We start from the raw sequence: 26427 nt of genomic DNA on the forward strand, positions 1-26427 counted from the left end.
ACAAAAAGCACCCATCCACCGGAATAAGGCAGACAAGATGCGAGTTTGACCTGACAAATAGAAACACTGACATAAAAAATGTCACTGAATTATTCATCCAAAAAAGGAATCTCCAACACAAACCAAAAACGGTTCATGCCAGGGATAAAAAATTGGCATTTGACAATCAAGTGCACACTATTGAGTTCTCAAGGACCAGACACTCCCCGTACCGACCAAACCAATGGCCCTCCGAAAAGCAGTCCAACAACCAAAACCCGTAGGTTTCGGTTAACCGCAAGCGAATCAACCAGGCCAGCGATGCTGCCCGGCTGCGTTGCGGCGACAAGGGAATACATTACGCCGATCCACACCCCAGCGCAAACCGAGACCGTTTCACGGGCGTGTTCCGACACCACACGACCCGAAACCCAGTCCATCCAGCGAGCAACCCGCCACCGGGAACAGGGAAAACCCCTCAACCACCCCAAAACACACCAGAAATCGCGCAATTTCGACTCAAACCTTGGCTGCCGCACTCCCCAAGCCATCGAAACAAGGTCGTTCTGTCACAACAGGTCGTTTCTAACGCAAGAAAGGCCCCTTCTTGAGAGAACGGGCCTTTCTCGGCAGCGTGAACGAAAGCGACTAGCTCGCGGCGATCGCGCCCTCAAGCCGCTCAAGCTTGCCGTCAAGCTCACCTTCGAACCCAGGGCGGATGTCTGCCTTAATCACCAACGAGACGCGTGCACCAAAGGGCATGACCGCTTCAGTCGCGCGCTTCACGACGTCGAAGCACTCATCCCAGGTGCCCTCGACCTCGGTGAACATCGATGAGGTGCGATGCGGAAGACCCGACTCACGGACGACCTTGACCGCCTGCGCGACCGCCGGTGAGACCGATCCGTCTTCAGTGGCATTGGGCCCACCGCTGGGGGCGACTGAAAAGGCAACGATCATGACTCATCCTTACTAAGCGGGAGCGCGCGGGCCGCGTCGCTCAATGCTGCCACCCTACCGAGCGATGCCCGCGCGCGGGGGTTATGCACAAGGGGCGCGGATCGCGACAGCAGCTGGTGAGAGCTGGTCGCGATCCGCGCCCCTGTGCATGCGTGGGAAGTCCCCACGAACGTTACTTCGCGTTGGTGACGACCTCGACCGGCCCGGTCTTCGTCGGACGCGGCTTGAACGCGAGCGTGACCACCGCGCCAACGAGGATGACAACGGCAGGAAGAATCATCGACTCTGCCATGGCGCGAGCGAAGCCCTCGCGCGCGATCTCGGGAAGCGCTTCAACGTGTGCGCCGGTTCCGCTGTCTGCGGCACCAGCACCGAGGTGTGCAGCAAGGCGCGAAGACATCAGCACGGCCATTGCGGCCGAACCGAGAACTGCGCCGATCTGACGGGTGGTGTTGTAGACGCCGGATCCGGCGCCAGCGAGCTGCGGCTTCAAGCTAAAGGTGGTGATGGCCGCGAGCGGACCCCACATGATCGCGTTCGCCAGGCCAAGCACGGCGCTCGGGACGAGGAGGAGCCAGATGGATGCATCCGGGGTGAGCCAGAGCATGTAGAGGCCAAGGCCGACCGCTACGAGCAACAGTGCGATCGGCGCGAGGCGGCGCGGATCATGGTTGTCAATATAGCTGCCGACGGGCTTCGCCAGCGCAGCGGAGAGCACGGCCATTGGCACGAGCATGAGAGCTGACTGAGTGGGGGTGAGTCCACGGACGAGCTGGTAGTAGAACATGAGCGGCAGGCTCATACCGGTCACCGCGAAACCGACGGTCGTAATCGCGAGCGAGCCGATCGAGAAGTTGCGATCGTGGAAGAGCTCGAGCGGAAGCAGCGGCTCCCCCTTCTGCACCTTTTGCCACCACACGAAGATCGCGAGCACCACGACACCGGCGATAATGACACCCCAGACAGAGATCGGACCCCAAATCTGGCCCCAGTCGAAGGACTCACCCTCCTGCACGCCAAAGACCACCAGGAAGAGGCCAACCGCGCTCAACACGACGCCAAGCCAGTCAAAGCGGCGCTGGTGCTTCTCGAGCACCGGCACATTGCGCATCGCGAGATAGAACGCGATCACACCAACGGGGACGTTGATGAAGAAGATCCACTCCCAGCCTGCAGCATCGAGCAGGAATCCGCCGAGGATCGGGCCAACGAGCGTCGCAACACCAGCAGTGATGCCCCAGACCGCCATTGCTGCACCGCGCTCACGCGGCGCGAAGATGCGGGTGATGACCGCCATCGTCTGAGGTGTCATGAGCGCCGCACCGAGGCCTTGGAAGACACGAGCGATAATCAAGAGCTCAATCGAGGGTGCGAGACCGCACGCAAGCGATGCGAGCGTGAAGACCGTCAGGCCGATGAGGTAGACACGGCGCGGGCCGAAGCGGTCACCCAGGCGGCCGGTAATAAGCAGCGGCACCGCGTACGCGAGCAGGTACGCACTCGTCGCCCACAGCGTGAGCGTCATTGTTGTTTCGAGACCGGCCATGATCGTCGGGTTCGCGACCGACACGATCGTGGTGTCTACCAAGATCATGAAGAAGCCGAGAACGAGCGACCAGAGTGCTGGCCATGGGCGTATTGCGTTGCCGCGGGAATCCAAAGTCACTGGGCAATCGTACGCGCGAATGCCGGAAAGTGGGGCATGAGTTTGGCTGGGCGGCATACAAATAGAGAAGGCCCCCGCGCCGCGAACGGCGAGGGGGCCTTCCCAAAAAGCAAGTGAAATTACTTCACAGCAGCCTTGAGCTTCGAGCCAACCGAAACCTTGACGCGCTTGCCAGCGGGGATCTCGATGGTCTCGCCGGTGCGGGGGTTACGTCCGGTGCGAGCAGCGGTGGTCGCAGTCTCGAACGAAATCCAACCGGGGATCGAAACCTTCTCGCCTGCAGCGACGGTCTCCGAGACAGCCGAGAAGAGGCCATCGAGGACGCTCGAAACTGCAGCCTGGCTCTGGCCAGTCTCAGCAGCGATCTTTGCGACGAGCTCGGTCTTGTTGAGTGCCATGTTGTGTCCTTCCAGGGCCTAACCCGAAGAGTTGGCCACTGTTTGAGGTTAAAGAGACCTCTTCGCCGAGAATCGCGAAGGGTCCGATCATGTGATCGCGTACGAATCTACCTCAATTTGGCGTGATTTCGCGGGTTTCGATAAGAATTTTTCCTCTTTCAAGGCGTTTTTTCGCCGATTTTTCGCCGACAGCGTTCGAAAACACTCAGATGCGAGTAAATAGCAGCGCTTGAGCCGGTTAGGTCCCGACAGTTCGACCCGCGCCGCGACCTCCTCGAAACAGGCACTTTCTGCCGAAATCACCCCTTTCATGCGTATGAAAGACCCCTTTTCGGCAGAAAGTGCCGGTTTCGCGGGGTTGGCGGGCTTCGCGGCGGTGGCGGTGGTGGCGCGGTGGCGGGGTGGCAAGCGCGGCAAGGACGGCAAGACCGGCAAGGCCCCCCCCAAAAAAAACAAAAGGTGGGTGCGGCCCCGAAGGACCACACCCACCTTTCAGCGTAAAGCTAGGGAATTACCAAGACGACTTGGTGATACCCGGAAGCTCACCGCGGTGAGCCATATCGCGGAAGCGAACACGGCTGATGCCGTACTTCGACAGAACGCCACGGGGGCGGCCGTCGATGACGTCGCGGTTGCGAACGCGTACCGGCGAAGCGTTACGGGGAAGCTTCTGCAGGCCTACGCGAGCAGCCTCGCGGCTCTCATCGGTGCCGTTGGGATCGATGAGCGCAGCCTTGAGCTCGAGACGCTTTGCAGCGTAGCGCTCAACGATAGCCTGACGCTGCTTGTTCTTTGCAATCATGCTCTTCTTAGCCATGTTTAGCGCTCCTCTCGGAAATCAACGTGCTTGCGGATGACCGGATCGTACTTCTTGAGCACGAGGCGGTCAGGGGTGTTACGACGGTTCTTCTTGGTCACGTAAGTGAACCCAGTGCCTGCCGTCGAACGGAGCTTGATGATCGGACGTACGTCCTTGTCCTTAGCCATTAGAACTTCACCCCACGCTTCTTCAGATCAGCAACAACTGCTTCGATGCCACGAGCGTCGATCACCTTGATGCCCTTGACCGAGAGGGTCAGGGTCACCTTGCGGCCGAGCGAAGGCACGAAGTAGGTCTTCTTCTGGATGTTCGGATCGAACCGACGCTTGGTGCGACGGTGCGAGTGCGAAATGTTGTGACCAAAGCCGGGAACGGCGCCGGTCACCTGGCACACTGCTGCCATGATGGTTTCCTCTCTACCGTGAGACCAGACGGTCTCACCCAAGATTGCTTGTCTGCAGAACCCGAACTGCACTCGCGCACGTTGCCAGGTCCCACGGTCCGTTTACTGGAATTGCAAACGGCCAGTGGCCTACTTTACGGCAATCCCGGGCGATTCACAAATTGAATTCGAACGGAATCGTGACGGGGAATGTGCGGCGGATCCGCGCCCCCGACACGGTTGTCAGCCGTGCGGTTTACCATGGGTACCGTGAGCGAGCCCAAGATTCTGCTGTATTACGCATTTGCCCCCATCGCCGACCCCGAGGCTGTCCGTCTGTGGCAGACCGAGCTGTGTCGGTCGCTCGGCCTGCGCGGCCGCATCATCATTTCGAAGCACGGCATCAACGGCACCGTTGGTGGCGAGATTGATGCGTGCAAGCAGTACATCCGCCGCACGCGCGAGTTCGGGCCGCTCAACGGCCTCGAGGTCAAGTGGAGCGAGGGCACTGGCTTCGAGCCTGCAGAGCCCGAAATGCTGCACGGCAAAGATCGCCGTGCGCCGTGGCGTCGCATCGTAGATTTCCCGAAGCTCAGCGTGAAAGCGCGTGACGAGCTCGTGGCATTCGGCATTCCCGAAGAGACCGTCGTTGACGCAGCGGGCGTTGTTGGCGGTGGCGAGCACCTCTCCCCCGCTGGCGTGAACGAGCTCGTGGCCGAGCGCGGTGACGACGTCGTGTTCTTCGACGGCCGTAACGCGTGGGAGGCCGAGGTTGGCAAGTTCAAGGGCGCGATCGTCCCTGACGTGCGCACGACCCACGACTTCATCAAACAGATCGAGAGCGGCGACTTCGATCACATTAAAGATCGCCCGGTCGTGACCTACTGCACCGGCGGTATCCGCTGCGAGATCCTCTCGGTTGCCATGAAGAACCGCGGCTTCAACGAGGTCTACCAAATCGACGGTGGCATCGTGAAGTACGGCGAGGCCTTCGGTAACGACGGCCTCTGGGAAGGCTCACTCGCAGTCTTCGACGGCCGCGAGGTCATGGACTTCGCGCCTGGCGCTGAGGTCATCGGCCGCTGCCGCGTGTGCGAAGCCCCCTCAAACCGCGTCTCCGATTGCACGCTGGCAAGCTGCAAGACCCGCTTCGTCATCTGCGACGAGCACGCTGGCATCGGCTGCGAGGTGCACGCCGAGACTGCTGCTGCAGCGGGCGCACTGGCGTAAGCGGCTCACACCCGCACACACGCAAGGGGCGCGGATCACCAGGTGTTGGTGATCCGCGCCCCTTGCGCTGTCTGCCCTACTTCTTGTGGGCTGCGCGTGCGCGCATGACCCCGAAGGCGGTGAGCACGAGCCCGCCAAGGCCCCACACGACGAGGATGAAGGCGGCGAGACCCGCACCCCCAGTGCCGGCGGCGACGGCTTGGAACCCGCTGAACGCTGCGCCGATCGGGCTCGCGTCTCCAACGGCCGCGAGGCCAGCCGGAACGGTCGAGACGATGCCGACGACGAAGCCGACGACGAGGAGCGCGAAGGCGAGGAAACGACCGAACCCGCCGAGCAGCGCCGAGAGGCCCTGCACGATGAGCGCGAACGCGACACCGGCCAACACCGCGAGGCAGAAGAACGCCGCGCCCTGCGCGAAGTCGTACTGCAGCGCAGCGGGAAGCACGATGCCGGCGATGACGCCCTGTGCAGCGCCAATTGCGGCTGCCGGGCCAGCGGATCGGAGGGTGATCCAGCCGATTCCGCGAGCTGCGTCGCGCGTGCGGCTCCACAGCGGTGCGAGTACGAGGAAGCTCGCGAGCGCGCCGGCCCAGAGCGCGATGCCCGCGAAGAACGGCAGGCCAGCGCCAGAGAAGATCTCGTCACTGCCGCCCTCGGCCTTCACCGGGGTCACAGCGGTCTTGGCGAGATTTTCTGCCTGGTCGTCCGTGTAGTTCGGGATGCCATCGGCTGCCTCGCGCAGGCCGCTCGCAAGCTCACGAGTGCCCTTCGCGGAGGCGTCACTGCCCTCAGCGAGCTTGGTCACACCGGTCGCGAGCTCGTTCGTGCCAGACGCAAGTTCGTTCGTGCCGGAGGCGAGGGCGGAGGCGCCTTCGGAGAGTCCGCCGACGCCGGCGGCGACCTGGTCTGCACCCTGATATATTCCTGGAACAGCTTTGGAATACTTCGCAGCACCGTCAGCAATGGCATAGCTGCCAGCAATCAGTCCATCGAACTGTTCCAACTGTGTTTCGACGTCGTTGTTCTCAATTTGCGCGATGGCCGCATCGAGCGCGTTCGCGACTTCGATTGGATCTTGCCCCTCCGGCAGCGGAACGAGGCCAGCCCGCACCGCAGCACTCACAGTTTTGAGGGTGTCAACGTTTGCTTTCAGTTCTGTGAGTGTCTGCTTCAGCGGGTCGCGCACAGCGGTCAGCGCATCACCGACCCCGGTGGCATAGCTGTCCACGCCGTTCAGATATGTCACCATGCCGGGGTTCTCCGCGGTGCCGTTTCCGTCAACGAGTTCGTGCATACCCTGAGCAAAAGTACTCGCACCGGTCGCGAGCTGCGCAGTGCCGTCAGCGAGCTCGCCAGCGCCGCTTGCAAGCTCGGTCGTGCCAGAGGCGAGCTCGGTCGTACCGTCTGCGACGCCCTTCACGCCCGTGGCGAGCTGGGTGTTACCGTCTGCGAGCTTCTTTGCGCCGTCTGCTGCGCCGCCGATGCCCCTGTTGAGTTCGGTCATGCCGCCGAAGAGTGCGCTTACCGACTGTGTACCGAGTTGCTCGTTGAGCACACGCGTTGCAGTCTGGGTCACGATGCCCGAGAGAGCCGTGTCGATGAGGCGGCCACGGTCGCTTTCGGTGATCTGGATCTGCGCCTGGCGCACCTCGTCTGCGTCCCCAGACATCGACGTTGCCGCAGCCGAGAATGTCTCGGGGATCGTCACGATCGTGGCGTACTTGCCGTCTTGCAGACCAGCTTCGGCTTCTGCTTCGTCAGTGAGGATCCAGGTGAAGTTCGTCTGCTCACTCGTCTGCTTCGGACCACCGATGAGCTCGCCAGCGAGCACGCGACCGAGCGGCACGAGCTGGCCGTCCAGCTCAACAGGCTCGTCAAGGTTCACGACCGCCGCGGTGACATCCTGCAGGCGCTCGGTCGGGTTCCACAGGCCCCAGATAAAGAGGCCCGCAATCACGAACGGCACGAGCATCAGCCCGAGGATCGTGGTCGCGTTCACTGGCTTGCGTCCGCGCAGTCGTGGCAGCGTCGCACTAGTGGTGTTCTGCGTGCTGGTCATCGGGTGACTCCCTCAGTGGACTGGGTCAGAAAAACAGTTTCGGTGCCTGTGGGCAACGTGTGCGCCGCATCTTCGGCAGAACCGATCACGATGAAGATGGGTGCCCGTCCCGCGTTGGCGTCGATGAGACCGGCGCCGAGCGCGGATCGCAAGTCGCGCTGCTCGTCGAGCGAGAGCCCAACGACCGCGGAGTCTCTGAGATCAAGCACGAGCACAGTCGGGCGGTCGCTGAGTGCGGCGCGGATCGTTCCCTGCGACGCCCACGCGGATCGGGTCCGCAGTGAGCTCGCACGTTCCGGCAGCAGCAGGCCGTCGACCTTGAGCGTGCCGAAACGCACAGCTCGACGGCCAGTGCAGGCTTCGGCGAGCGCGAGCGCATTCGGATCCGTCGGTGAAAGCACGAGTGCTTGCCCGGGGGCGACGCGCAGGTGATCGATCCGCGCCCCGCCCTCGAGACTGAGATCTTCAGCTGCGATTGCGGCGTCAGGCTGGTCAGCTGGCCAGGTTTCGTACTTGATTTCGCGGGCAAGACCCTCGCCCTCGACATCGAACGAGGGCAGCACCTTCGCGAGCCACTTTGGCATGCGCCACGCACGATCGCCGAGCAGCGCAAGCACCGCGGGTACAAGTGTCATGCGTACGACGAACGCGTCGACCGCGACGCCGACCGCGAGGCCGAGCGCAATGACCTTAATCGACGGGTCGCCTTCTGGCACGAAGGCCGCGAAGACCGCGAACATGATGAGTGCGGCTGCCGTGACGACCTTGGCGCTGCCGGCGAATCCGCGCTTGATCGCAGACTGCGCATCGGCACCGTGCACGTACTCCTCACGGATACGGGCGACGAGGAACACCTCGTAATCCATCGCGAGGCCGAACAACACGCCCATGAGAATGATCGGCATGAAGCTGAGGACGGGCCCGGTGGACGGCACGTTGAGGAGGTCAGCAAACCAACCCCACTGGAACACCGCCACAACCGCGCCAAAGCTCGCGCCCACCGACAGCACGAAGCCAAGTGTCGCCTTAATCGGCACCCACACTGAGCGGAACACCATCGCGAGCAGCACGAGCGAGAGGCCGACCACGAGGATGCCGAACGGCAGCAGCGCGAGCATGAGCTTCTCAGAGACATCGATCGCAACGGCGGTGAAGCCCGTCACCGCGAAGCTCACGTCGTATTTCTCGACCCAGTCGTCGTGCTTGTCACGCAGGTCGTGCACGAGCTGCGTCGTGCTCTCTGCGTGCGGGCCTTCCTCGGGCACGATCTGAATGATCGCGGTATCTGCGCCCTGGTTCGGGGTTGCGAGCGGCACGTCTGCGACGCCAGGCATCGCGAGCAGCTCTTCCTTGATGTCATCCATGAGTCCGAGCGGATCGGTGCTCGTGATGATCGAGCCTGTGAGCAACAGTGGGCCGTTGCTGCCATCACCGAAGTGCTCGCCCGTCAGCTCATAGGTCACGCGTGCGGGATCGTCAGCTTCGAGCGACGTAGCGGTGGGGAGCGCGAGGCGCAGATCCGCCGCCGGAATCGTCGCAACGCCCAGCACCGCAAGCACGGCCACGATCGTCAGGATCGGGCGCCGCGTCGCACCGCGCACCCAGCCAGCGAAGAAGCGATCGGCGCGAGTCTGCTTCGGCTCGGGCGGACCAGCGGGGCCGGCCTCTGCGAGCGCCTTTCGCTGCTTCTTGGGGAGGATCTTCGTGCCAGCCATCGCGAGGATCGCGGGCGTGAGCGTCACCGAGATCGCGACCGCAATTGCGACTGCGACCGCAGCTGCGACACCGAGCGCGGTGAGGAACGGGATGCCGGCGACCGACAGGCCGACAAGCGCGATGATGACGGTGAGGCCAGCGAATACGACGGCAGAGCCAGAGGTCGCGGTCGCGCGCGCAATCGACTCCCCGACGGGAAGGCCCGCGCGCAACTGCTCCTGGTGTCTACTGACAATGAATAGCGTGTAGTCGATGCCGACGGCGAGACCGAGCATGAGCGCGAGCATCGGGGTGGTCGAGGTGAGTTCGACGAATGCGGTCACGAAGAACACGCCAGCCACCGAGATACCGACGCCGAGCATCGCAATGATGAGCGGCATGCCGGCCGCAATGAGCGAGCCCAGCGTGAGAATCAACACGATGAAGGCGATGATGACGCCGATGGCCTCCGACGCGGTTACGCCGGGAATCGCGGCAGAGAAAATCTCTCCACCGTACGACACCTGAGTGCCCTGGGGCAGCGTCTCGCGAAGATCTTCGGTGACCTGCTCAATACCCGACACGGTTTCGTCAGCGACCGTCGACATGTCAGATTCAATCTGCACGGTGAGCAACGCTGCCTGTCCGTCATCGGAGAGGCCACTACTCATCAGTTCCGAGAAGGGCGTCTGCACACCGCTGACGTCGCGGAGAGCTTCAAGCTCAGTCGTCGCGTCGACGATCGCGTCGCGGTACGGCGCATCCTCGACTGATGTGCCCTCTGGCGCAACCACGATGATCGTCGCGCTCGTGCCACTGACTTCCGGGAAGGTGTGGCTCAGCGATGTGATCGCATCCTGCGACTCAGTGCCTGGGATCGCAATCGGTCCGTTGGCGCCCTTGCCGAAGACCGCGGCACCCGCACCCAAGAGGAGCAGGAGGGCGATCCAGATGGCAAGTACGAGCGCTTTGTACCGGCTGGCCCAGCGGCCAAGCGCGTAGAGAGCTGTCGACATTCTGACCTTTCGGTACGGCCGATACAGTTGTGCATCGACTATTCGATACATAAGTGTATCCGTTTCGATACACTGGTGTATCCGACTATTCTCAGGAACCTCCGAGTGCGGAAGAGATGGGAGAATGGTGCAAATGCTCTCCGAGACACCCGACACCACACACCTCGCCGAAGCTGTGCCAAGCGCACGCCGGCAAGAGACCCGCGCACGCCTGCTCGATGCGGCGTTCGAGGTGTTCACCGAGACCGGGTTCCAGGCAGCATCCGTTGAACTCATTACGAGTCGCGCCGGTTTCACGCGCGGTGCCTTCTACTCGAACTTCTCGAGCAAGGAAGAATTGTTCGTCGAACTCTTCAACCGCGCCTACGGGCAGCGCGCAGCAGATCTGCGCACGCGCACTACCGAACTCATGCCGCACCTTGCCGCGCAACAGTGCCCCATAAGCACCGAAGAAGCAGCCGCCTACGTCGCAGATTTCTTCTTCGAAACCGGCGATGAGGCAAAGTGGTTCGCACTTGAGACCGAGTTTTTGCTCCTCGCGATGCGCGAACCGAGCGAATCTCTCCACTTCACTGACTTCGTCAGTAAGTTCCGGGCCGAGCTCGCCGACCTCGTTGACGAGATTCTGCACGTTGCCGGCCGGCGCTTTTCCCTCCCCAGCGAGAACGCAATGATCGTACTCGGCTCGGTCTACGAGCGCTCGTTCCGCATCTCAGCAATCGGCGGCTATGACGCCCCCGAAGGCCTCAGTGAACTCGGCGATCGGATTGCAGAGCTTCTCTTCGCCATCACTGAAGAGATTCCAACGTAGGATTAACCTGTGCTGCTCTCAGATCGTGACATTAACGCCGAACTCGCCTCCGGACGCATTGGGCTCAGCCCGAGCGAACCCGAAATGGTGCAGCCATCGAGCGTTGACGTGCGCCTCGACCGCTACTTCCGTCTCTTCGACAACCACAAGTACGCGGTCATCGACCCCTCAGAAGACCAGCCTGAGCTCACGCGTCTCATCGAGGTCGACCCCGAAGAAGGCTTCATTCTTCACCCCGGCGAGTTCGTGCTTGGTTCGACCTACGAACAGGTCAGCCTGCCCGACAACATCGCTGCACGCCTCGAGGGCAAGAGCTCACTCGGCCGCCTCGGCCTACTCACCCACTCGACCGCGGGCTTCATCGATCCCGGCTTCGAAGGCCACATCACCCTCGAGCTGTCGAACGTCGCAACCCTGCCGATCCGCCTTTGGCCCGGTATGAAGATCGGCCAGCTGTGCTTCTTCCAGCTGACCTCCCCAGCAGAGCGACCCTACGGCTCGGGTGCGACCTTCTCGCGCTACCGCGGCCAGCGCGGCCCGACCGCATCGCGCTCGCACATGAACTTCCACCGCGCCGATGTCACCGGCACGGTCGCAGGGGCACCGGGTAACTAACCCTTCCTGCATCAACAGCTGAGGCTCCTGGACCGATTGGTTCAGGAGCCTCAGCCGTTTCTTCATACGCGCCGGTTATTTCGGCGCCGGAGTCACTCGGTGCGTGAGCGACGGATCCGCCTAGTTGTGACCGAGAATGCCGTCGCCGCCGTCGACGCCGAGGGCAACACCAGTGATGTACGAAGCTGCGTCCGAGCACAAGAAGACAGCCGCCTCAGCCTGCTCAGCGGGCTCCGCCATACGTTTCATAGGAACCCGATCTGCCACCGCCTGGAACGCTTCGGGCGAGCTTTCCTTCCAACCAGCCAGCGCTGCAGTCATCGTCCCGCCGGGGCAGAAAGCGTTTACGCGGATGCCCGCAGCAGCATTCTCAGCAGCTGCCACCTTCGTCATACCGATAACCGACCATTTGGTCGCGGTGTACGCCGAGAGGCCAGGGTTGCCCGACTTGCCCGCAAGCGAAGCGGTGTTCACGATCGCACCGTGACCCTGTTTCTGCATTTGACGAAGCTCGTGCTTCATGAAGTACATGGTGCCGAACACATTCAGGTTGAACATGCGCTCCCAGACCGGGCCCTCCTGCTCAGTGAAGGGAGCGTTCGGTGCGCCAATGCCAGCGTTGTTGTGCGCAAAGTCGAGCGAGCCCCAAAGCTCAACGACTCGCGCAACGAGCTGCTCTGCAGCTTCTTCCTTCGAAGCGTCTGCCACAAAATACTCAGCGGTACCACCTGCGGCGCGGATCAGCTCGACAGTCTCAGCAGCCATTGCCTCGCTGATGTCACTGACGAGAACGTTCGCACCCTCGCGCGCGAACGCGAGCGCCGCCGCACGGCCGATACCCGCACCGCTCGCAGTTACCAGCCCACTCTTGCCCTGCATTGAACCCATGGATCCTCCTTGCGGCCTACGCCGAAATCGATGCTGTGGCACGCAGCTTGACGCCATGCTCAGTGCCCTGTTGCATCAATGCTCAACCCGAGTCACTCCCCGAGTCAATCTTGATTTCTCAGACCCGATGCCCTACCCAAACGAGTCCGCACGGCAGCCGTGTGGGCTGCCGTGCGGACTCGTTTGCAGATTCTTATGCCGTCTCGCGACAGCGAACTAGCGCTGCAAGCGCCTTGCGGCCCGCTCATCACGCGCCGCCTGCTCGGCCAGCATCGCATTGTAGGCCTCAAGGTCGACGTCGCCCAGGCGATCCGCCGCCCGGTCCCTGCGCTTTTGCTCCTTACGGTCAGTGCGCGACCACTGCACCGCGACGACGAGCGCCAGGGCGAGCGTCGGCAGTTCGCCGATGCCCCAAGCGATGCCGCCGCCAAGCGCCTGGTCCTCGAGCGGCGTGCCACCCCACTGGCGACCCATCGCACCGAACCAGTCTGCGCCGAGGAGGTTGTCGCCCGTCATGAGTGTGACACCAAAGAAGGCATGCGAGGCCATAGTGGCGAACAGCACGACCAGGCGCAGCGGGTAGGGGAAGCGATACGGAATCGGATCGGTGCCGACCATCGTCAGGCTGAAGAGGTAGCCCGAGATGAGGAAGTGAATGATCATCCACTGGTGACCGAGGTGCGCCTCCATCGACCAACGCATGATGGGTGTGAAGTAGAAGATCCACAGTGAGCCAACGAAGACCACAGCGGCGACGATCGGATGGGTGATGAACTTCGAGTAGGGAGTTTGAACCATCCACATGATCCACTCACGGCCACCCCACGAGCCATCAGTACGCTTCGGAATCGCTCGCAGCGCGAGCGTGACGGGCGCACCCAACACCAACACGAGCGGGATCAGCATCGTCAGCAACATGTGCATGAGCATGTGTGTGCTGAAGAGGTACGCCTCGTACGCGTTCAGGGCTCCATTGGTCGCGTAGAACAAGAACACCAGGCCAGCGAGCCATGCGATCGTACGACCAATCGGCCACTTGTCACCACGGCGACGCAGGCGGATCACGGCAGCGAGATAGAAAGCCGCACCAAAGACGCAGACCAGCGTCCAAGCGATGTCAAACTTCCAGACGCTGAAGTACTCCTGGAAACCAAGCTCGGGCGGCAGCGGGTCACCCGTCAACCACTCAGCGGGCGTAATCTTGCCGCCCTGATCACGCGCAGGATCAAGGTTCACCGGGGTCGCCGAGCGGCCGAGTGAGCCAGCGAAACCACTCACGATTCCCATTACCGCAAGCTCGCTCACAACGAGCCAGGCGAAGATGCGGCGGCCCTTTTCAGAGGTGCCGATCCGCGGAATCATCCACTGACGCTGCAGCGCACCGAACGCGCCAAGCGCCAGGAGGGTCACGGTCTTGCCAATGATGAGCTGGCCATAACCGGTGTTGAACAGAGCGTCGAACGAGCCAAGGCGCTGCATCGCGGCGACGACACCAGAGGCAGCAACACCGATGAACGCCAGGAGCGCGATCGGCGAGTAACGCGCGGTGAGGGTAGCGAGGCGTTCGCGGTCGACTGAGCGCGAGACGAAGACGAGGACGGCGAGGCCGCCGATCCACGCAGCCGCACCGATGACGTGCACGAGCAGGGCGTTCACGGCCTGCATGTGACCGGAAGCGCCAGCTGCGTGACCCTGCGATGCAATCGGCACAAAGGCCACGAGTGCAAGGACGAGGACAAGCAGCGTGCTGCGACGGCCGCGGAATGCAAACGCGGCAACCGTCGTCACTGCGGAAAGAATGAGGGAGAACAGCCACAACTGGCCCAGCTCAACTTCGGTGAGGAACTGTGCGAGGCCGGCACTGAAGAGCGGTCCAGCCGAGAGCTCGAGACCACCGAAGTCGAGGTACGAGAACAGGATTACCGCGCCCGACGCCACTGTGGACAACGCTGCCGATGCCGCTGCAACGTCCATCGCGATGCGGTACTCGGCACGGTCCGTCGCGAACGCCCACACAGCCATGAGAGTCGCACCGAGCACGCCCGAAAGTGCGAGGTTCAGTACCGTGCGCGCGATCGGCGAACCGTATCGCACGAAGGCTCCGGGGTCGACAAGCGCCCGCGGGTCAGCAGCTCCACCGATTGCAAGCCCGACAAAGGTTGCAGCGATGGCCGCTGCGAACAGCACGGCCGGGGCAAGAACGCGAAAAAGACGTGGCACGGTATCTAGCCTACGGTGTGCCTCTGCGTGCTTCCTCCGTGTGAGCGCCAGCGCACGTCACGGGTATGCGGCACGCGGGGTTCGTATGGGGTTCGAGTGGGGTTCGAGTGGGGTTCGAGTGGATGGCGTGCGATTACTGCCCGGCGTCGGCGGCAAGCAAATACTCGCGAATATCTTGCCTGCGGGTCGCCCCGAGCTTCTTCATGAGCCTGGTGACGTGCGATTCGACGGTGCGGATCGAGACCACCAACGCCTCCGCAATGCGCGGGTTCGAGAGGCCCGCCGCGACGAGCTCGGCAACCTCACGCTCACGGGCACTGAGCTTGTTGCCGGTGCCGTGGGCCTGCGGCGAAAGCGAAGCGTCAAACTCACCCGCTCGCGCCTGAAGCACGTTGATGAGCTCGGCGTCAGCGTCATGTCCCGCTGCGCGGAGCACGCCGAGCACGCTCTCGACAAAGCGCTTGGTCGAGGCAGAGTCACCCTCGCGTTCGAGACGCGCGAGTTCTTCTGTGACGGTGTTAACGTCGGTTGCGATGAGCGCGTCCACGAACTGCGCAGAGGCCTGGATGGAGGGGCTGTTAACCTGCGCGATCCGCGCCTTCGCGTGCTCCCAGGACTCGCGATCAGGCATGAACCGCATGCCGTCGAGGTAGGTCCAGGCGGCCATGAAGCGCGCGCCGCGCTCCCACATCTCGTCGCCTGTTTCACGTGCAACACGAGCCGCGGCTTCAAGATCGTAGTCGGCGGTGAGACGCACCGCGAGGAAGGCGTGATGCAGGAGCGGAAGTGCGCCATCGACCGGGCCGCCCTTCGCAAGGTCAGCCTGAAGATCGCGGGCGAGCGCGGAATGACCTCGCCGGTTTGCAAAATACGCGCTCAGAATCGTGAGGCCAACCCGGCTGAGCGGGTTTTCCCCCGCGAGCAGTCCAAAGCCAATGGCATCGGCGACCGTCTGTTCCGCCTCGTCATAGCGACGAAGTGTGAGCAACGCTGTCGCGCGGAGGAACGAATACATACGAATCCTGCGCGAATCCAGCTCGCTCTGCGCGGCTTCAAGCCCCGCGTTGGCTGCGGCGAGCGCACCATCACGCTCCCCCAGCGCCAGAGCGGTGTAGATCTGCACAGCGTCAAAGCGCGGATCGGACCCCTGCTGCGCTGAATAGAGGCCCAGCTCCTTTTGCGCCAGGGCGGCATCACCACGAACCAGGAACCACAGCGCCCGTGCCAGCGTGACCACATCGTTCGTGTGGGGGTTCAGCGAGAGGCGATCCACGTCAGCAAATGGCTCGTCTGGCTGCACATCAAGGAAGCACGTTGCCAACAAGACCGTCTGGGCCTCCAGACGGATCTTCTTGGTCTCGTTACGCTCAGCCTCTGCGCGCAGCAGGTCGATCGCCCCGGCAAAGTCACCAAGATCGTAAGCAACGTGAGCGGAATAGGCGAGCGCCCACTCGGCTCGCTCCTCGTTGGATCCGCCGAGTGATGCCGCCTCCGCGATGACCGTCCGCATCTCCTCCTGGGAGCACCCCGGATCTGTCTGCATCACCAACATCAGCCGCGATGCATTCGTGAGTGTTGGGTGCAGCGCCCACTGTTCCCTCGCGCGCAGGGTGCGGATCGCGGTCCGCTCCTGCACGAGCCGCAGGTAGGCCGCGCGCTCCTGCGTCTGGCGCGCCCTTGTGAGCAACGGTGGGATGGGATCGGGATCCGCGCCGAGCTTCGCGAGCAGCAGCTCCTGCTGCGCGCTACTCGCGCCGTGCCGGAAGTAGTCCTCAATGATCGGCGGGTTCAGGGTCACGAGCTGCCGCTCGTACACCTCGACAATTGAGATGAAGGCGCGCTCCTCGAGTGCGACAAGCTGTTCCCGCGACACCACCCGCGCCACGCTCGCCACCTCTGTCGCGCCGAGCATCGCGATTGCCTTGAGCGCGGCAAGCTCGTCATCAGTGAGGCAGTGCAGTATCGATTGCACGACGGCGCGCAGTGCCGGCGACCACAGTGAGCCGTTTGCGTGCGCGAGCCCGTCAGTCACCGTGAGCTGCCCCGATCGCTGACCCGCGTCAATCACAGACGACGCCAAGCCGACGTTTCCGCCTGACATGGCGAACACTCGACTCATCGTGGGTTCATCGAAGCGCAGCCCGAAGTTCTGGCCGAGGGTCTCCTCAAGCTCTGCATATGACATAGGTGAGAGATCCAGGGAGTACACGGCAGCAAAGCCGTTCGTCACCAGCGGGCTGTTGTGTCGCATTCCATTGCGCACCCGCGTTGCTACAAAGGGAACGTCGAGCTTCGAACTCACCGTGCTCACGACTCCCCACGATGCCTCATCAAGGCTGTCGGCATCGTCGATCACGAATATCGTGCGGCCAGGCGTCACCCTCGCGCTAAGCGCGTCGAAGGCTGCGAGCATGGGCGGCGTCCGATTTTCGGAGCTTTTCGAGTCGGCGGATCCACCAAACCCAGCAATACTCAACGCCCCGAGCGGGACCCGCGCGAATGAGGCAATGCCCCCGACCTCAAGCGTGCGCCAACCGAGCGTACCGAAGTGATCGCGAATCTTGCGCAGCAACTGCGAACGGCCGTTTCCGTGCTCGCCAATGATCTCGACGCTGCGTCCACCCTGCAGAATGTCGATCGCATTCAAGTACATTTCGCTACGCTTCATTGCCGCGCCTCCCAAGCTGTGCTGTTCGGATCTCGGCGTTGAGTTTCCACTGAGGGCAGCACCGATAACACTGACATCATGTCCACGAGCACGGAATCTGCGCAAGGTTTGTACTGGCTTTTGATCTTTCCGTGCATCCATGGGGACCCTCCTGATTAATGTCATTTACACCGAGGTCAGCACGATGTCGGCGCAGATGACTTGCTAGGCCGTAGCGATACGGAGCGGGAACGCCCCCTTCTCAAATAACTCCCGCGGCTGGGTTCACTCCATCCCCCCTGAAATACCCAGCCCTAGCCGTCATCCTCTCTACCTTTAGCGCCAGTTCCGTGTTGATCTCTTCTTGCGTTCCGGGCTCACCTGCGCCACCTCTCCCCCAAGGCGGCACTTATGCCCAGGTTTTCACGTGATTTCTCGCGAAGCGAGCGAACGCCGAGTTCTGGCCAAAGTTTGAGGAATTTTGCACACCTTGGGATAGTTATCCCCAGATTTGCCACGCCCTATCCCCAAGTTATCCACATACTTATTCACACTGTTCACAACGTGTAATTACACGCGTGTAACTATCGAACATATGTTCGTAAGCGCGAGATCGTGCAGTTTTTATACACAGAAACGACGGACTTCTACACACCCACCCACACCCTTATGCACAGAGTTATCCACAGGACGGTTTTTGGTGGATAACTCTGCGGTTGGCGGCTCAAGCGACCCGCACCCACATGCATTACGTGTCCGAGGCGCTCGATACCTGGAATCTCGCAGCGTGCACCGTCGTTCTTGCGCACCTATATATAAAGGGAGCCCAATGGTTCTTGCGGCAGTCACCCCTCGTCCTGGTGCCCTTGCGGAGGCTGTCGCGATCCGCGCCCTTCCCGACCTCCCACCGCCCGGGCCACATTGAGATGTTCTGGCTGCGTGACACGGTTTATTCGGGGCCGCGTTGGATTGAGAGTTCCGGGGTTCGTACGGCGCTGGTAACGGTGCCACCAGCAAAGCTTCAGCGTTGCCCACAGGGAAGGTGCTCATCAATCCGCAGTGTTGAGACTAGCCAGCCTCTTCCCTTCGAGATGGGCAGTTTCTGCCAAAACAAGGCGTTCCATGCGCATGAAAGAGGCTGCTGGAGAGAACGTGGGCTTTTCGCAGGATTCAGCCAGGTCTCGAACACTGAGTAAGCGATAGCCCCCGTCTTCGCGGCATTTCGCGGCAAAACTTGCAGACTGTACGCCAGGCAAGGGCTGGCGTACAGGGAAGAACGGGCCGGCCCACAGGGCCGGGCGGCCTTATTCATAGGGCAGGGGCACCGCGGGGTGTGCCCAGCAAGTCAGACCCTCGAAACGGGGTGTTTCTGCCGAAACCAGGCGATTCATGCGCATGAAAGGGGCTGTTTCGAGAGAAAGGGTCGATCTCGCGGGGTTGGGGTCGAGGTGAGGGTCGATCTCGCGGGGTTGAGGCCCGCATGTGCAAAAAAGAAGGACCGGATCACCGATCCGGTCCTTCTCATCTGTGCGCGAGGGGGGACTTGAACCCCCACGCCCTTGCGGGCACTGGCACCTGAAGCCAGCGCGTCTGCCATTCCGCCACTCGCGCGAGTGTCTTCGAGCTTTTCGGAAAATCAGACCCTCAGGATCCGATTCCCGCCCTGCTCGGGCAACTTGATTACTGTACCAGCTGAGTGCCCCTGACACCAAAGCGGGTAAGCTTGTGACCCAATAGGAACCAGGTGCACCTGCATCGAATCCCAAACGGAAAGGCAGAGCAATGGGCTTTCTCGACAACGTCGAACGCTCGCTCGAGCGCGCCGTAAATGGCGCATTTGCGCGGACTTTCCGCTCTGGAGTGCAGCCCGTTGAGGTCGCTTCGGCGCTGAAGCGAGAGCTCGATATTGGTGCCGTGATCATCGATCGCGACCGCACGCTTGCTCCGAACCGTTTCGTCGTCCGCGTGTCGGAACAGGACGCTCAGCGACTCCTGAACCTGGGTGACACCTTAGAAACTGAACTGCGCGAGATCGTCGTGTCGTATGCGCAGCGCCAGAACTACCAGCTACTCGGTGATCCCGATGTTGAGATCCGCGCCGACGACTCAGTCACGGCCGGCGTCGTGGAGATCGATGCGAAGCGCGTGACCGGCAGCATTGACTGGGTTGCAGCAATGGACGTAAATGGCGTCCGCCACGAACTTCACCGCGGTACAACGGTGGTCGGTCGTGGCAGTGACTGTGAGATCCGCATCACTGACAATGCGGCATCGCGCCGTCACCTGGAGATCATCTGGGACGGCACACAGGGCCTTGCACGCGATCTTGGTTCGACGAATGGCTCAAAGATCGACGGTCAGCGTTTCCGTGAGGCAAAACTGCAGGCGGGTACGACGATCACAATTGGCCAGACTGCGCTACGCTTCCAAATGGTGCCCGGTCGGGCTAACGCGCAACCTGGAAGCGCGGCCAGTGACTTCTGGAGGGATCAGTGAGCGAACTCACGCTGCTCGTCCTACGCATCGGGTTTCTCCTGCTGCTGTGGTTCTTTATATTCTCAATCGTCTACGCACTGCGCAGTGACCTGTTTGGTACGCCAGTTCGCCGCATGAAGCAGAACGAGCAGGGCGGCTCCCCCGTTCCCTCGGTACGCCCCGCGGCTCCGGCTCCAGCACCTGCGCCCGCACCCGCGCCATCACCGGTTCCCACACCCGTTGCCGCCGCAGCCCCGATTTCACGCCCGAACCCGGCGCAGGCACCCGCGTTTGATCCGATTACGGACGCATTCCCTTCGGCCAACGAGGCCCCGCAGACCGCTGCAGCGACGCAGCTCGTCATCACCTCCGGCGTTGCAGCCGGTACGTCGATCCCCCTCGACGTCGCAGTTTTCACGATCGGACGCAGCTCCGATTCCACCCTCGTCATCGTCGACGAGTACACCTCTACCCGTCATGCGAGCCTCGCAAAGACTGGCAACGAGTGGCGACTCACAGATCTTGATTCCACGAACGGCACCAAGCTCGACGGTGTGCGCGTGCGCGGCACGGTACCCGTGCCCCCGTTCACCCCGGTCACGATTGGTACGACGACCTTTGAGTTGAGGCCGTAACGTGAGCTACGGCTACAAGAGTGCCATCGGATCACACGTTGGCATGGTGCGCTCCAACAACCAGGACTCCGGTTTTGCGGGCGACTACCTCTACCTCGTTGCCGACGGCATGGGCGGTCACGCCGGTGGCGACGTCGCTTCGGCACTGGTTGCGAAGGAAATCGCAACCCAAGATCTCCGCCCCGAAAGCTCGTCAGAGATGGCCGGCCTCACGCTGCGCAACGCACTGCTCGAGGCAAACAAGAAGCTACGCGGCACCGTTAAGGAGCACCCGGAGCTCGCTGGCCTCGGCACCACGTTCTGTGGCTTCCTGACGGTCGGCAAGCAGCTCGCCCTCGCACACATTGGCGACTCACGCCTGTACCGTCTGCGCGACGACAAGCTCGAGCAAATCACGAAAGACCACACCTTCGTCCAGCGCCTGGTCGATAGTGGGCGGATCACCGAAGAGGAAGCCAAGTTCCACCCTCGTCGGTCGGTACTCATGCGCGTGCTCGGCGATGTCGAATCGGCGCCCGAGATCGATGTCTCAGTGCTCGATACGCAGCCCGGTGACGTCTGGCTCCTCTGCTCAGACGGTCTCTGCGGTTACGTCGAAGACCCTGACATCGAGAAGATCCTGCGCCGCAGCCACACGCTGCAGGGCGCGGTTGATGCGCTCATCGATAAGAGCCTCGCGCACGGCGCCCCTGACAACGTCACTGTTGTGCTGGTGGAGACCGTCGAAGAAGAGATTCCGCACGAGGAGCCGAACCCACGGTTCGTCGGATCCGCCGCCAATGCACCCGTCTTGCGCGATGGTGAAATCACGACCGCTCGCATGCGTCTGCTCAGTCGTCGCCGCGTTCGTCGCGTTCCCGTCGTTGAAGAGTCGCACTTTGAGCCCCGCGTTGATGAGTACCTCGCAGAGCTGCTCGCTGAGACAAAGCGCCGCAACAAGCGTCGCCGCGTCATGTGGTTGCTCGGAGTCGTAGCCGTGCTTGTGGCGATCGGCGGCGCGCTCCTCTTCAGCTACCAGTGGACGCAGTCACGCTACTTCGTCGGCACCGACGGTGAATCGGTCATCATCTACCAGGGCGTCCAGCAAACTTTCGGGTCGTTCTCGTTGTACTCCGTGGCCGAAGAAACCGGCATCCCGCTCGATGCGCTCGACGGAATGGAGCGGCGTCAGATCCAGCGCAGCCTCTCGGCTGGTTCGTTGTCAGAGGCTCGCGATATTGTGCTGAGACTGGGAGGTGACGAGTAATGAATGACCAGCAGGCGGCCCAGCCGCGCACGTTCGAGCAGAACCGCACGAGCGAGAACATTCTGCAGCGCATTACTGCGATCCGGGCCCCGCGCCTGCTTCGCAGCATGGAGCTTGCACTGCTCGTCTTCTCGCTGATCGTTGGCATCTCTGCTGTCCTGGTTATCGATCTCACGATCCACGGCAAGGTCGAGACGAACCTGCTTGCCCCTGGCATTCTGTTTGTCGTGTTGGTGACCGCGCTGCACCTGGTGGTGCGCAAAGTTGCGCCCGATGCCGATCCGCTCATTTTGCCGATCGCGGTGTTCTTGAACACCATCGGCATCGCCATGATCTACCGCATTGATCTCGCAGAAGAGCTCTCAGGCTGGGGTTCGGGTGCCGTGCGTCAGCTCGTGTGGTCGTCGATCGCAATCGCGGCCTGCATCGTGCTCTTGCTCATCATCAAGAACCACATGGTGCTGTTCCGATTCACGTACCTCAGCGGCCTCGGCGCACTCGTCCTGCTGTTGCTGCCGATGCTGCCCGGTATCGGCCGTGAGATGTACGGTGCACGCGTGTGGATCATGATCGGCGGTTTCTCGTTCCAGCCGGGCGAGATCGCCAAGATCCTCCTCGCGATCTTCTTCGCGGGGTATCTCGTGCGTAACCGTGACGCGCTCTCGATGGTGGGCAAGAAGTTCGCTGGTATCCGCTTCCCGCGTGGCCGCGACCTTGGCCCACTGCTCGCCTTCTGGCTCGTCGCAATGTGCGTGCTCGTGTTCCAGCGCGACCTCGGTACCTCGCTACTCTACTTCGGCCTGTTCCTGTCGATGCTGTACGTTGCGACCGGTCGTATTGGCTGGATCATCCTCGGTGTTGGTCTGTTCCTCGTTGGCGGCATCGTTGCGAGCCAGACCCTCGAGTACGTGAACGTGCGCTTCGCGAACTGGCTTGATCCGTTCGCCGACCCGTACAACGCGAGCTTCCAGATGTTGCAGGGCCTGTTTGGCATGGCGAACGGTGGCCTCACTGGCACCGGCCTCGGCCAGGGCTTCCCGCAAGACACCCCACTCGCCGACAGCGACTACATCATCCCGTCGCTTGGTGAAGAGCTCGGCCTCGTTGGCCTGTTCGTCATTCTCGCGGCGTACCTGTTGCTCGTTGGCCGCGGCCTGCGCATCGGTTTCGCTGGTCAGGACGACTTTGGCAAGCTCCTCGCAACCGGCCTGGCATTCTCGATCGCGTTCCAGGTCTTCATCGTTGTCGGTGGCGTGACTCGCGTCATCCCGCTGACTGGCCTGACTGCGCCGTTCCTCGCGGCTGGCGGATCATCCCTTGTCTCGAACTGGCTTATCGTCGCGATGCTCGTACTTCTGTCGAATTCGATCAGAAATAAACCGAAGTTGGTGATTCGGTCATGAATAAGCCGCTGAAGATTCTGACCAGGACCATCTTCTTGATGTTCCTGGTGCTGTTCTTCGCTGTCACCATGATTCAGTTCGTGGATGCAGACGAGCTGCGTGCGAACGAGCTCAACTCGCGCACGCTCAAGAACAGCTACAAGGTCGAGCGCGGCTCGATTCTGGTCAACGGTGAGCCCGTTGCATTCTCCGTGCCGACTGATGACTCGTACCACTACACGCGTCAGTACTCGGACGGCGAGCTCTATGCTCCCATCACGGGGTACTACTCGCACCTACAGGGCATGTCAGGTCTCGAATCTGCGATGAACAAGGAGCTCTCGGGCACCGGTAATGCGCAATTCTTCAGCCGCCTGCTGAACACGCTCAACGGTATTGCGCCGCAGGGCAGCTCCATTGAGACCACGATCGATCCCGCAGCCCAGCGCGCTGCGTTCGATGCGCTTACGGAGTTCGATTTCACAGGCGCCGTCGTCGCAATCGAGCCAGACACTGGCAAGATCCTCGCGCTCGCTTCGACGCCGACGTACGACCCTAATCTGCTCTCCTCGAACAGTGATGCGCAGATCATCGAGAACTACCAGGCACTCGAAGATGATCCCGCACAGCCCCTCGCAAACCGTGCGGTCGCTGGCGATCTGTACCCACCCGGGTCTGTCTACAAGCTGGTTTCGGCATCGGCAATCCTTGAGGCTGGTAAGGCAACCCCGACCAGCCCGCTGCCGAACCCCTCCGCGTACACGCTGCCTGGTTCGTCGTTCCAGATGAAGAACACCACGAACGCAGCGTGTGGCCCGGGCGACAAGACGACCCTGACCGAGGCGATCCGCATCTCCTGTAACTTGCCGTTTGCGCAGCTTGCGGCGGGTATGGACCCCAACGCCATCCCCGATATGGCTGAGGCGTACGGGTTCGGTGATGAACTCGAGATCCCCTTCCCGACGACCGCGAGCCAGGCCCCCAAGCCTGAGGACGCGGCGCAGGCTGCGCTCTCGTCGATCGGCCAGTTCGACGTGCGTTCGACGCCCCTCCAGATCGCAATGGTTTCGGCCGGCATCGCAAACGGCGGCACAGTCATGTACCCGCAGCTCGTCGAATCGGTGATTTCGCCCGACCTCAAGGTCGAGCAGTCATTTAGCGAAAAAGAGTACTCCACGCCTATTTCATCCCAGACGGCGAATGAGATCGCTGCGATGATGGAGCTTGGAGTTTCTTCGGCAGACGGCTACGCAAATTCCTCCGGCATTGACGGGGTCCGCGTAGCTGGCAAGACGGGCACTGCCGAAATGGGCAACGACGAAGACGGAACGGTTCGTCCGTACACGCTTTGGTACACCGGTTTCGCACCGGTAGACAACCCGAAGGTTGCCGTAGCTGTAGTGGTCGCCGACGGCGGCGGAGCTGCATTTAATTACGACGCAATGTCGTCAGAGACCACAACAATCATTGGAAAACGAGTAATGGAAGCGGTGTTGAGCGAATGAGGCCAGCAGAAGGGATCACGTTCGGCGGTCGCTATGAGCTGAGCTCACGGGTCGCCGTTGGCGGCATGGGCGAGGTTTGGCGGGCGACCGACAACATCATCGGTCGTACCGTCGCGATTAAGATCCTCAAGGACGAGTACATGGGGGACCCTGGGTTCCTCGAGCGTTTCCGTGCCGAGGCACGTCACGCTGCGCTCGTGAACCACGAGGGTATTGCGAACGTATTTGACTACGGTGAAGAGCAGGGGTCGGCGTACATCGTCATGGAACTCGTTCCGGGCGAACCCCTTTCGACCATCATCGAGCGCGAAGGTCGTCTGCCGTCGAACCGCGTACTCGGCATCGTCGCGCAGACCGCGACCTCGCTGCAGGCTGCACACGACGCAGGCCTCGTGCACCGCGATGTGAAGCCGGGCAACCTGCTCATCACCCCTGAGGGTCGCGTGAAGATCACCGACTTCGGTATCGCACGCATCGCCGACCAGGTGCCGCTCACCGCAACCGGCCAGGTCATGGGTACCGTTCAGTACCTCGCGCCTGAGCAGGCAAGCGGCCACTCGGCAACCGCAGCGACCGACATTTACTCGCTCGGCATCGTCGCGTACGAGTGCCTCGCAGGTAAGCGCCCCTTCACTGGCGAATCGCAGGTCGCAATCGCGATGGCTCAGATCAATGACGAGCCGCCCGCACTGCCCGATGACATCCCTGAGGCAGTCCGTAACCTGGTGTACGCGTGCCTCGATAAGGACGCAGACGGTCGCCCCGAGACCGCGGCAAAGCTCGCTTCGGCAGCTGCAGCCCTGCACCGCGGCGACGTGCAGCTCGCTGCGAGCTACGTTCCGCAGGTACTCGGCGCACCTGACACGAGCGCTGCGACCACCGTCATGCCGCAGATGGACGACGCTGCGACCACGATGATGCCGCAGACTGGCGTGCTTGCTGAGTCTGCCGAAGGCGACGTAGAGAGCACCGACATCGAGGGTGACGAGAAGCCGAAGAAAAAGAAGAGCCGCTGGACCTGGCCGCTCATCTCGCTGCTCGCGCTGCTCCTTCTTATCGGTGGCGGTACCGTCTACGCACTGGTCTCTGCAGCGCAGAACGACGAGGGCACGACGACCCAGACCACCAAGCCGAAGCCGAAGCCGACCAAGCCGACCGTTGTTGAGCCTGAAAAGCCCACCACCGCGACGATCGACGAGAGCCAGGTTGTCGGCAAATCATACGATGAGGCAGTTGGCTACCTGAACGGTCTCGGATTCCAGAACATCAGCAAGACTGAGGTTGGCCCCGTTCCCGATGCACAGGTCGGCCTCGTTTCTGGCATCAACCCCTCGGGCAACGTCGCATTCGATCAGACGATCACCCTGGCTGTGAACACCGGTTTCCCGCAGCTCGGTACCCCGTCAACGCCGAAGAGCGATGTCTCCTCAGTCGCTGTCGGCAGCACCTTCACGGTGACCGGCTTCGACTCAAGCTGCCCATCGGGCCTTGGGAACCCGACGTACGAGATCATCACCGATCCGCAGGGCATCGTTTCGTTGCAGAACACTCCGTCGGCAAACGGCGCAACGTTCATGGCGATGGGCGCTGGTTCGGTCAACATCTCGTACAAGATCACCTGCTCGGGCGCGCAGGAGCGCACCTCTGACGCATCGGGTGCACTCACCATCAAGGTGACTGAGCCTGTTGTACCGCCCACCGGTGACAGCGACGCAAGCGAGAACAAGGACAACTAAGTTCCGCATCTCTTCCAATGATGAAAAGCGAGGGCATCCGATTCGGGTGCCCTCGCTTT

20 protein-coding genes and 1 tRNA gene are annotated in these 26427 nt (G+C 62.0%); 9 read left to right on the forward strand and 12 right to left on the reverse strand.

The features are described 5' to 3' along the window. Window positions 1-627 precede the first annotated feature (627 nt). From ICL81_RS02655 to rpmB, 6 genes are all read right to left on the reverse strand, one after another. The gene (locus ICL81_RS02655) at window positions 628-939 is read right to left on the reverse strand and encodes a thiamine-binding protein (RefSeq protein ID WP_188033448.1); all 312 of its coding nucleotides are present in this window, start codon (window positions 937-939) and stop codon (window positions 628-630) included. Between the two features lie 172 nt (window positions 940-1111). Beyond that, window positions 1112-2662, reverse strand: a complete 1551-nt coding sequence (locus ICL81_RS02660; RefSeq protein WP_188033449.1) for a DHA2 family efflux MFS transporter permease subunit — start codon at window positions 2660-2662, stop codon at window positions 1112-1114. A gap of 62 nt (window positions 2663-2724) precedes the next feature. Beyond that, window positions 2725-3003: an HU family DNA-binding protein gene (locus ICL81_RS02665; protein ID WP_188024839.1), complete on the reverse strand. Its 279-nt coding sequence runs from the start codon at window positions 3001-3003 to the stop codon at window positions 2725-2727. A gap of 511 nt (window positions 3004-3514) precedes the next feature. Then, complete coding sequence (gene rpsN / locus ICL81_RS02670) at window positions 3515-3820, reverse strand: 30S ribosomal protein S14 (RefSeq protein WP_188024838.1); 306 nt, start codon at window positions 3818-3820, stop codon at window positions 3515-3517. A 2-nt stretch (window positions 3821-3822) separates the two neighbouring features. Continuing rightward, complete coding sequence (gene rpmG, locus ICL81_RS02675; protein WP_010155688.1) at window positions 3823-3990, reverse strand: 50S ribosomal protein L33; 168 nt, start codon at window positions 3988-3990, stop codon at window positions 3823-3825. Then, entirely contained in the window at window positions 3990-4226 is a 237-nt protein-coding gene (gene rpmB, locus ICL81_RS02680; RefSeq protein ID WP_188024837.1) for a 50S ribosomal protein L28, read from the reverse strand. Before rpmB ends, rpmG begins: the two co-directional genes overlap by 1 nt. A gap of 249 nt (window positions 4227-4475) precedes the next feature. Here rpmB and ICL81_RS02685 point away from each other — a divergent pair, with 249 nt between their 5' ends. Then, a complete protein-coding gene (locus tag ICL81_RS02685; protein ID WP_188033450.1) occupies window positions 4476-5435 on the forward strand; it encodes a rhodanese-related sulfurtransferase in 960 nt (319 codons plus the stop codon). Between the two features lie 76 nt (window positions 5436-5511). Here the strand turns inward: ICL81_RS02685 and ICL81_RS02690 are convergent, their stop codons facing one another. Both ICL81_RS02690 and ICL81_RS02695 read right to left on the reverse strand, forming a co-directional pair. Further along, window positions 5512-7497, reverse strand: coding sequence for a YhgE/Pip domain-containing protein (locus ICL81_RS02690; RefSeq protein WP_188033451.1), 1986 nt, complete (start codon window positions 7495-7497; stop codon window positions 5512-5514). Then, window positions 7494-10208 (reverse strand): MMPL family transporter, encoded by a 2715-nt coding sequence (locus ICL81_RS02695; RefSeq protein ID WP_188033452.1) that lies wholly within the window; start codon window positions 10206-10208, stop codon window positions 7494-7496. The genes ICL81_RS02690 and ICL81_RS02695 overlap by 4 nt, the downstream gene beginning before the upstream one ends. 133 nt (window positions 10209-10341) lie before the next feature. On the opposite strand from ICL81_RS02695, the gene ICL81_RS02700 reads away from it, so the two are divergent. Both ICL81_RS02700 and dcd read left to right on the forward strand, forming a co-directional pair. Further along, window positions 10342-11019, forward strand: a complete 678-nt coding sequence (locus tag ICL81_RS02700) for a TetR/AcrR family transcriptional regulator (RefSeq protein WP_188033453.1) — start codon at window positions 10342-10344, stop codon at window positions 11017-11019. 9 nt (window positions 11020-11028) lie between these two features. Continuing rightward, a complete protein-coding gene (gene dcd, locus ICL81_RS02705) occupies window positions 11029-11634 on the forward strand; it encodes a dCTP deaminase (RefSeq protein ID WP_188033454.1) in 606 nt (201 codons plus the stop codon). 120 nt (window positions 11635-11754) lie between these two features. Here the strand turns inward: dcd and ICL81_RS02710 are convergent, their stop codons facing one another. From ICL81_RS02710 to ICL81_RS02725, 4 genes are all read right to left on the reverse strand, one after another. Next, window positions 11755-12522, reverse strand: a complete 768-nt coding sequence (locus ICL81_RS02710) for an SDR family NAD(P)-dependent oxidoreductase (RefSeq protein WP_188033455.1) — start codon at window positions 12520-12522, stop codon at window positions 11755-11757. A 216-nt stretch (window positions 12523-12738) separates the two neighbouring features. Next, the gene (locus ICL81_RS02715; RefSeq protein ID WP_188033456.1) at window positions 12739-14742 is read right to left on the reverse strand and encodes a cytochrome c oxidase assembly protein; all 2004 of its coding nucleotides are present in this window, start codon (window positions 14740-14742) and stop codon (window positions 12739-12741) included. 133 nt (window positions 14743-14875) lie between these two features. Beyond that, the gene (locus ICL81_RS02720) at window positions 14876-17410 is read right to left on the reverse strand and encodes a LuxR C-terminal-related transcriptional regulator (RefSeq protein ID WP_188033457.1); all 2535 of its coding nucleotides are present in this window, start codon (window positions 17408-17410) and stop codon (window positions 14876-14878) included. 1507 nt (window positions 17411-18917) lie between these two features. Next, window positions 18918-19000: transfer RNA gene (locus tag ICL81_RS02725), tRNA-Leu, on the reverse strand. A 171-nt stretch (window positions 19001-19171) separates the two neighbouring features. Between ICL81_RS02725 and ICL81_RS02730 the strand changes: the two genes are divergently transcribed. Genes ICL81_RS02730 through ICL81_RS02755 form a run of 6 tightly spaced genes read left to right on the forward strand, consistent with a single transcriptional unit; the run spans window position 19172 to window position 26368 of the window. After that, window positions 19172-19885, forward strand: a complete 714-nt coding sequence (locus ICL81_RS02730; protein ID WP_188033458.1) for a DUF3662 and FHA domain-containing protein — start codon at window positions 19172-19174, stop codon at window positions 19883-19885. Next, a complete protein-coding gene (locus ICL81_RS02735; RefSeq protein ID WP_188033459.1) occupies window positions 19882-20499 on the forward strand; it encodes an FHA domain-containing protein in 618 nt (205 codons plus the stop codon). The genes ICL81_RS02730 and ICL81_RS02735 overlap by 4 nt, the downstream gene beginning before the upstream one ends. A 1-nt stretch (window position 20500) precedes the next feature. Further along, a complete protein-coding gene (locus ICL81_RS02740; protein ID WP_188033460.1) occupies window positions 20501-21745 on the forward strand; it encodes a PP2C family serine/threonine-protein phosphatase in 1245 nt (414 codons plus the stop codon). After that, entirely contained in the window at window positions 21745-23148 is a 1404-nt protein-coding gene (locus ICL81_RS02745; protein WP_188033461.1) for an FtsW/RodA/SpoVE family cell cycle protein, read from the forward strand. Before ICL81_RS02740 ends, ICL81_RS02745 begins: the two co-directional genes overlap by 1 nt. Beyond that, window positions 23145-24632 (forward strand): penicillin-binding protein 2, encoded by a 1488-nt coding sequence (locus tag ICL81_RS02750; protein ID WP_188033462.1) that lies wholly within the window; start codon window positions 23145-23147, stop codon window positions 24630-24632. Before ICL81_RS02745 ends, ICL81_RS02750 begins: the two co-directional genes overlap by 4 nt. Beyond that, window positions 24629-26368: a protein kinase gene (locus ICL81_RS02755; RefSeq protein WP_188033463.1), complete on the forward strand. Its 1740-nt coding sequence runs from the start codon at window positions 24629-24631 to the stop codon at window positions 26366-26368. Before ICL81_RS02750 ends, ICL81_RS02755 begins: the two co-directional genes overlap by 4 nt. Window positions 26369-26427: the final 59 nt, after the last annotated feature.

The organism is Leucobacter sp. cx-328, assembly GCF_014530035.1.
Lineage (GTDB): Bacteria > Actinomycetota > Actinomycetes > Actinomycetales > Microbacteriaceae > Leucobacter.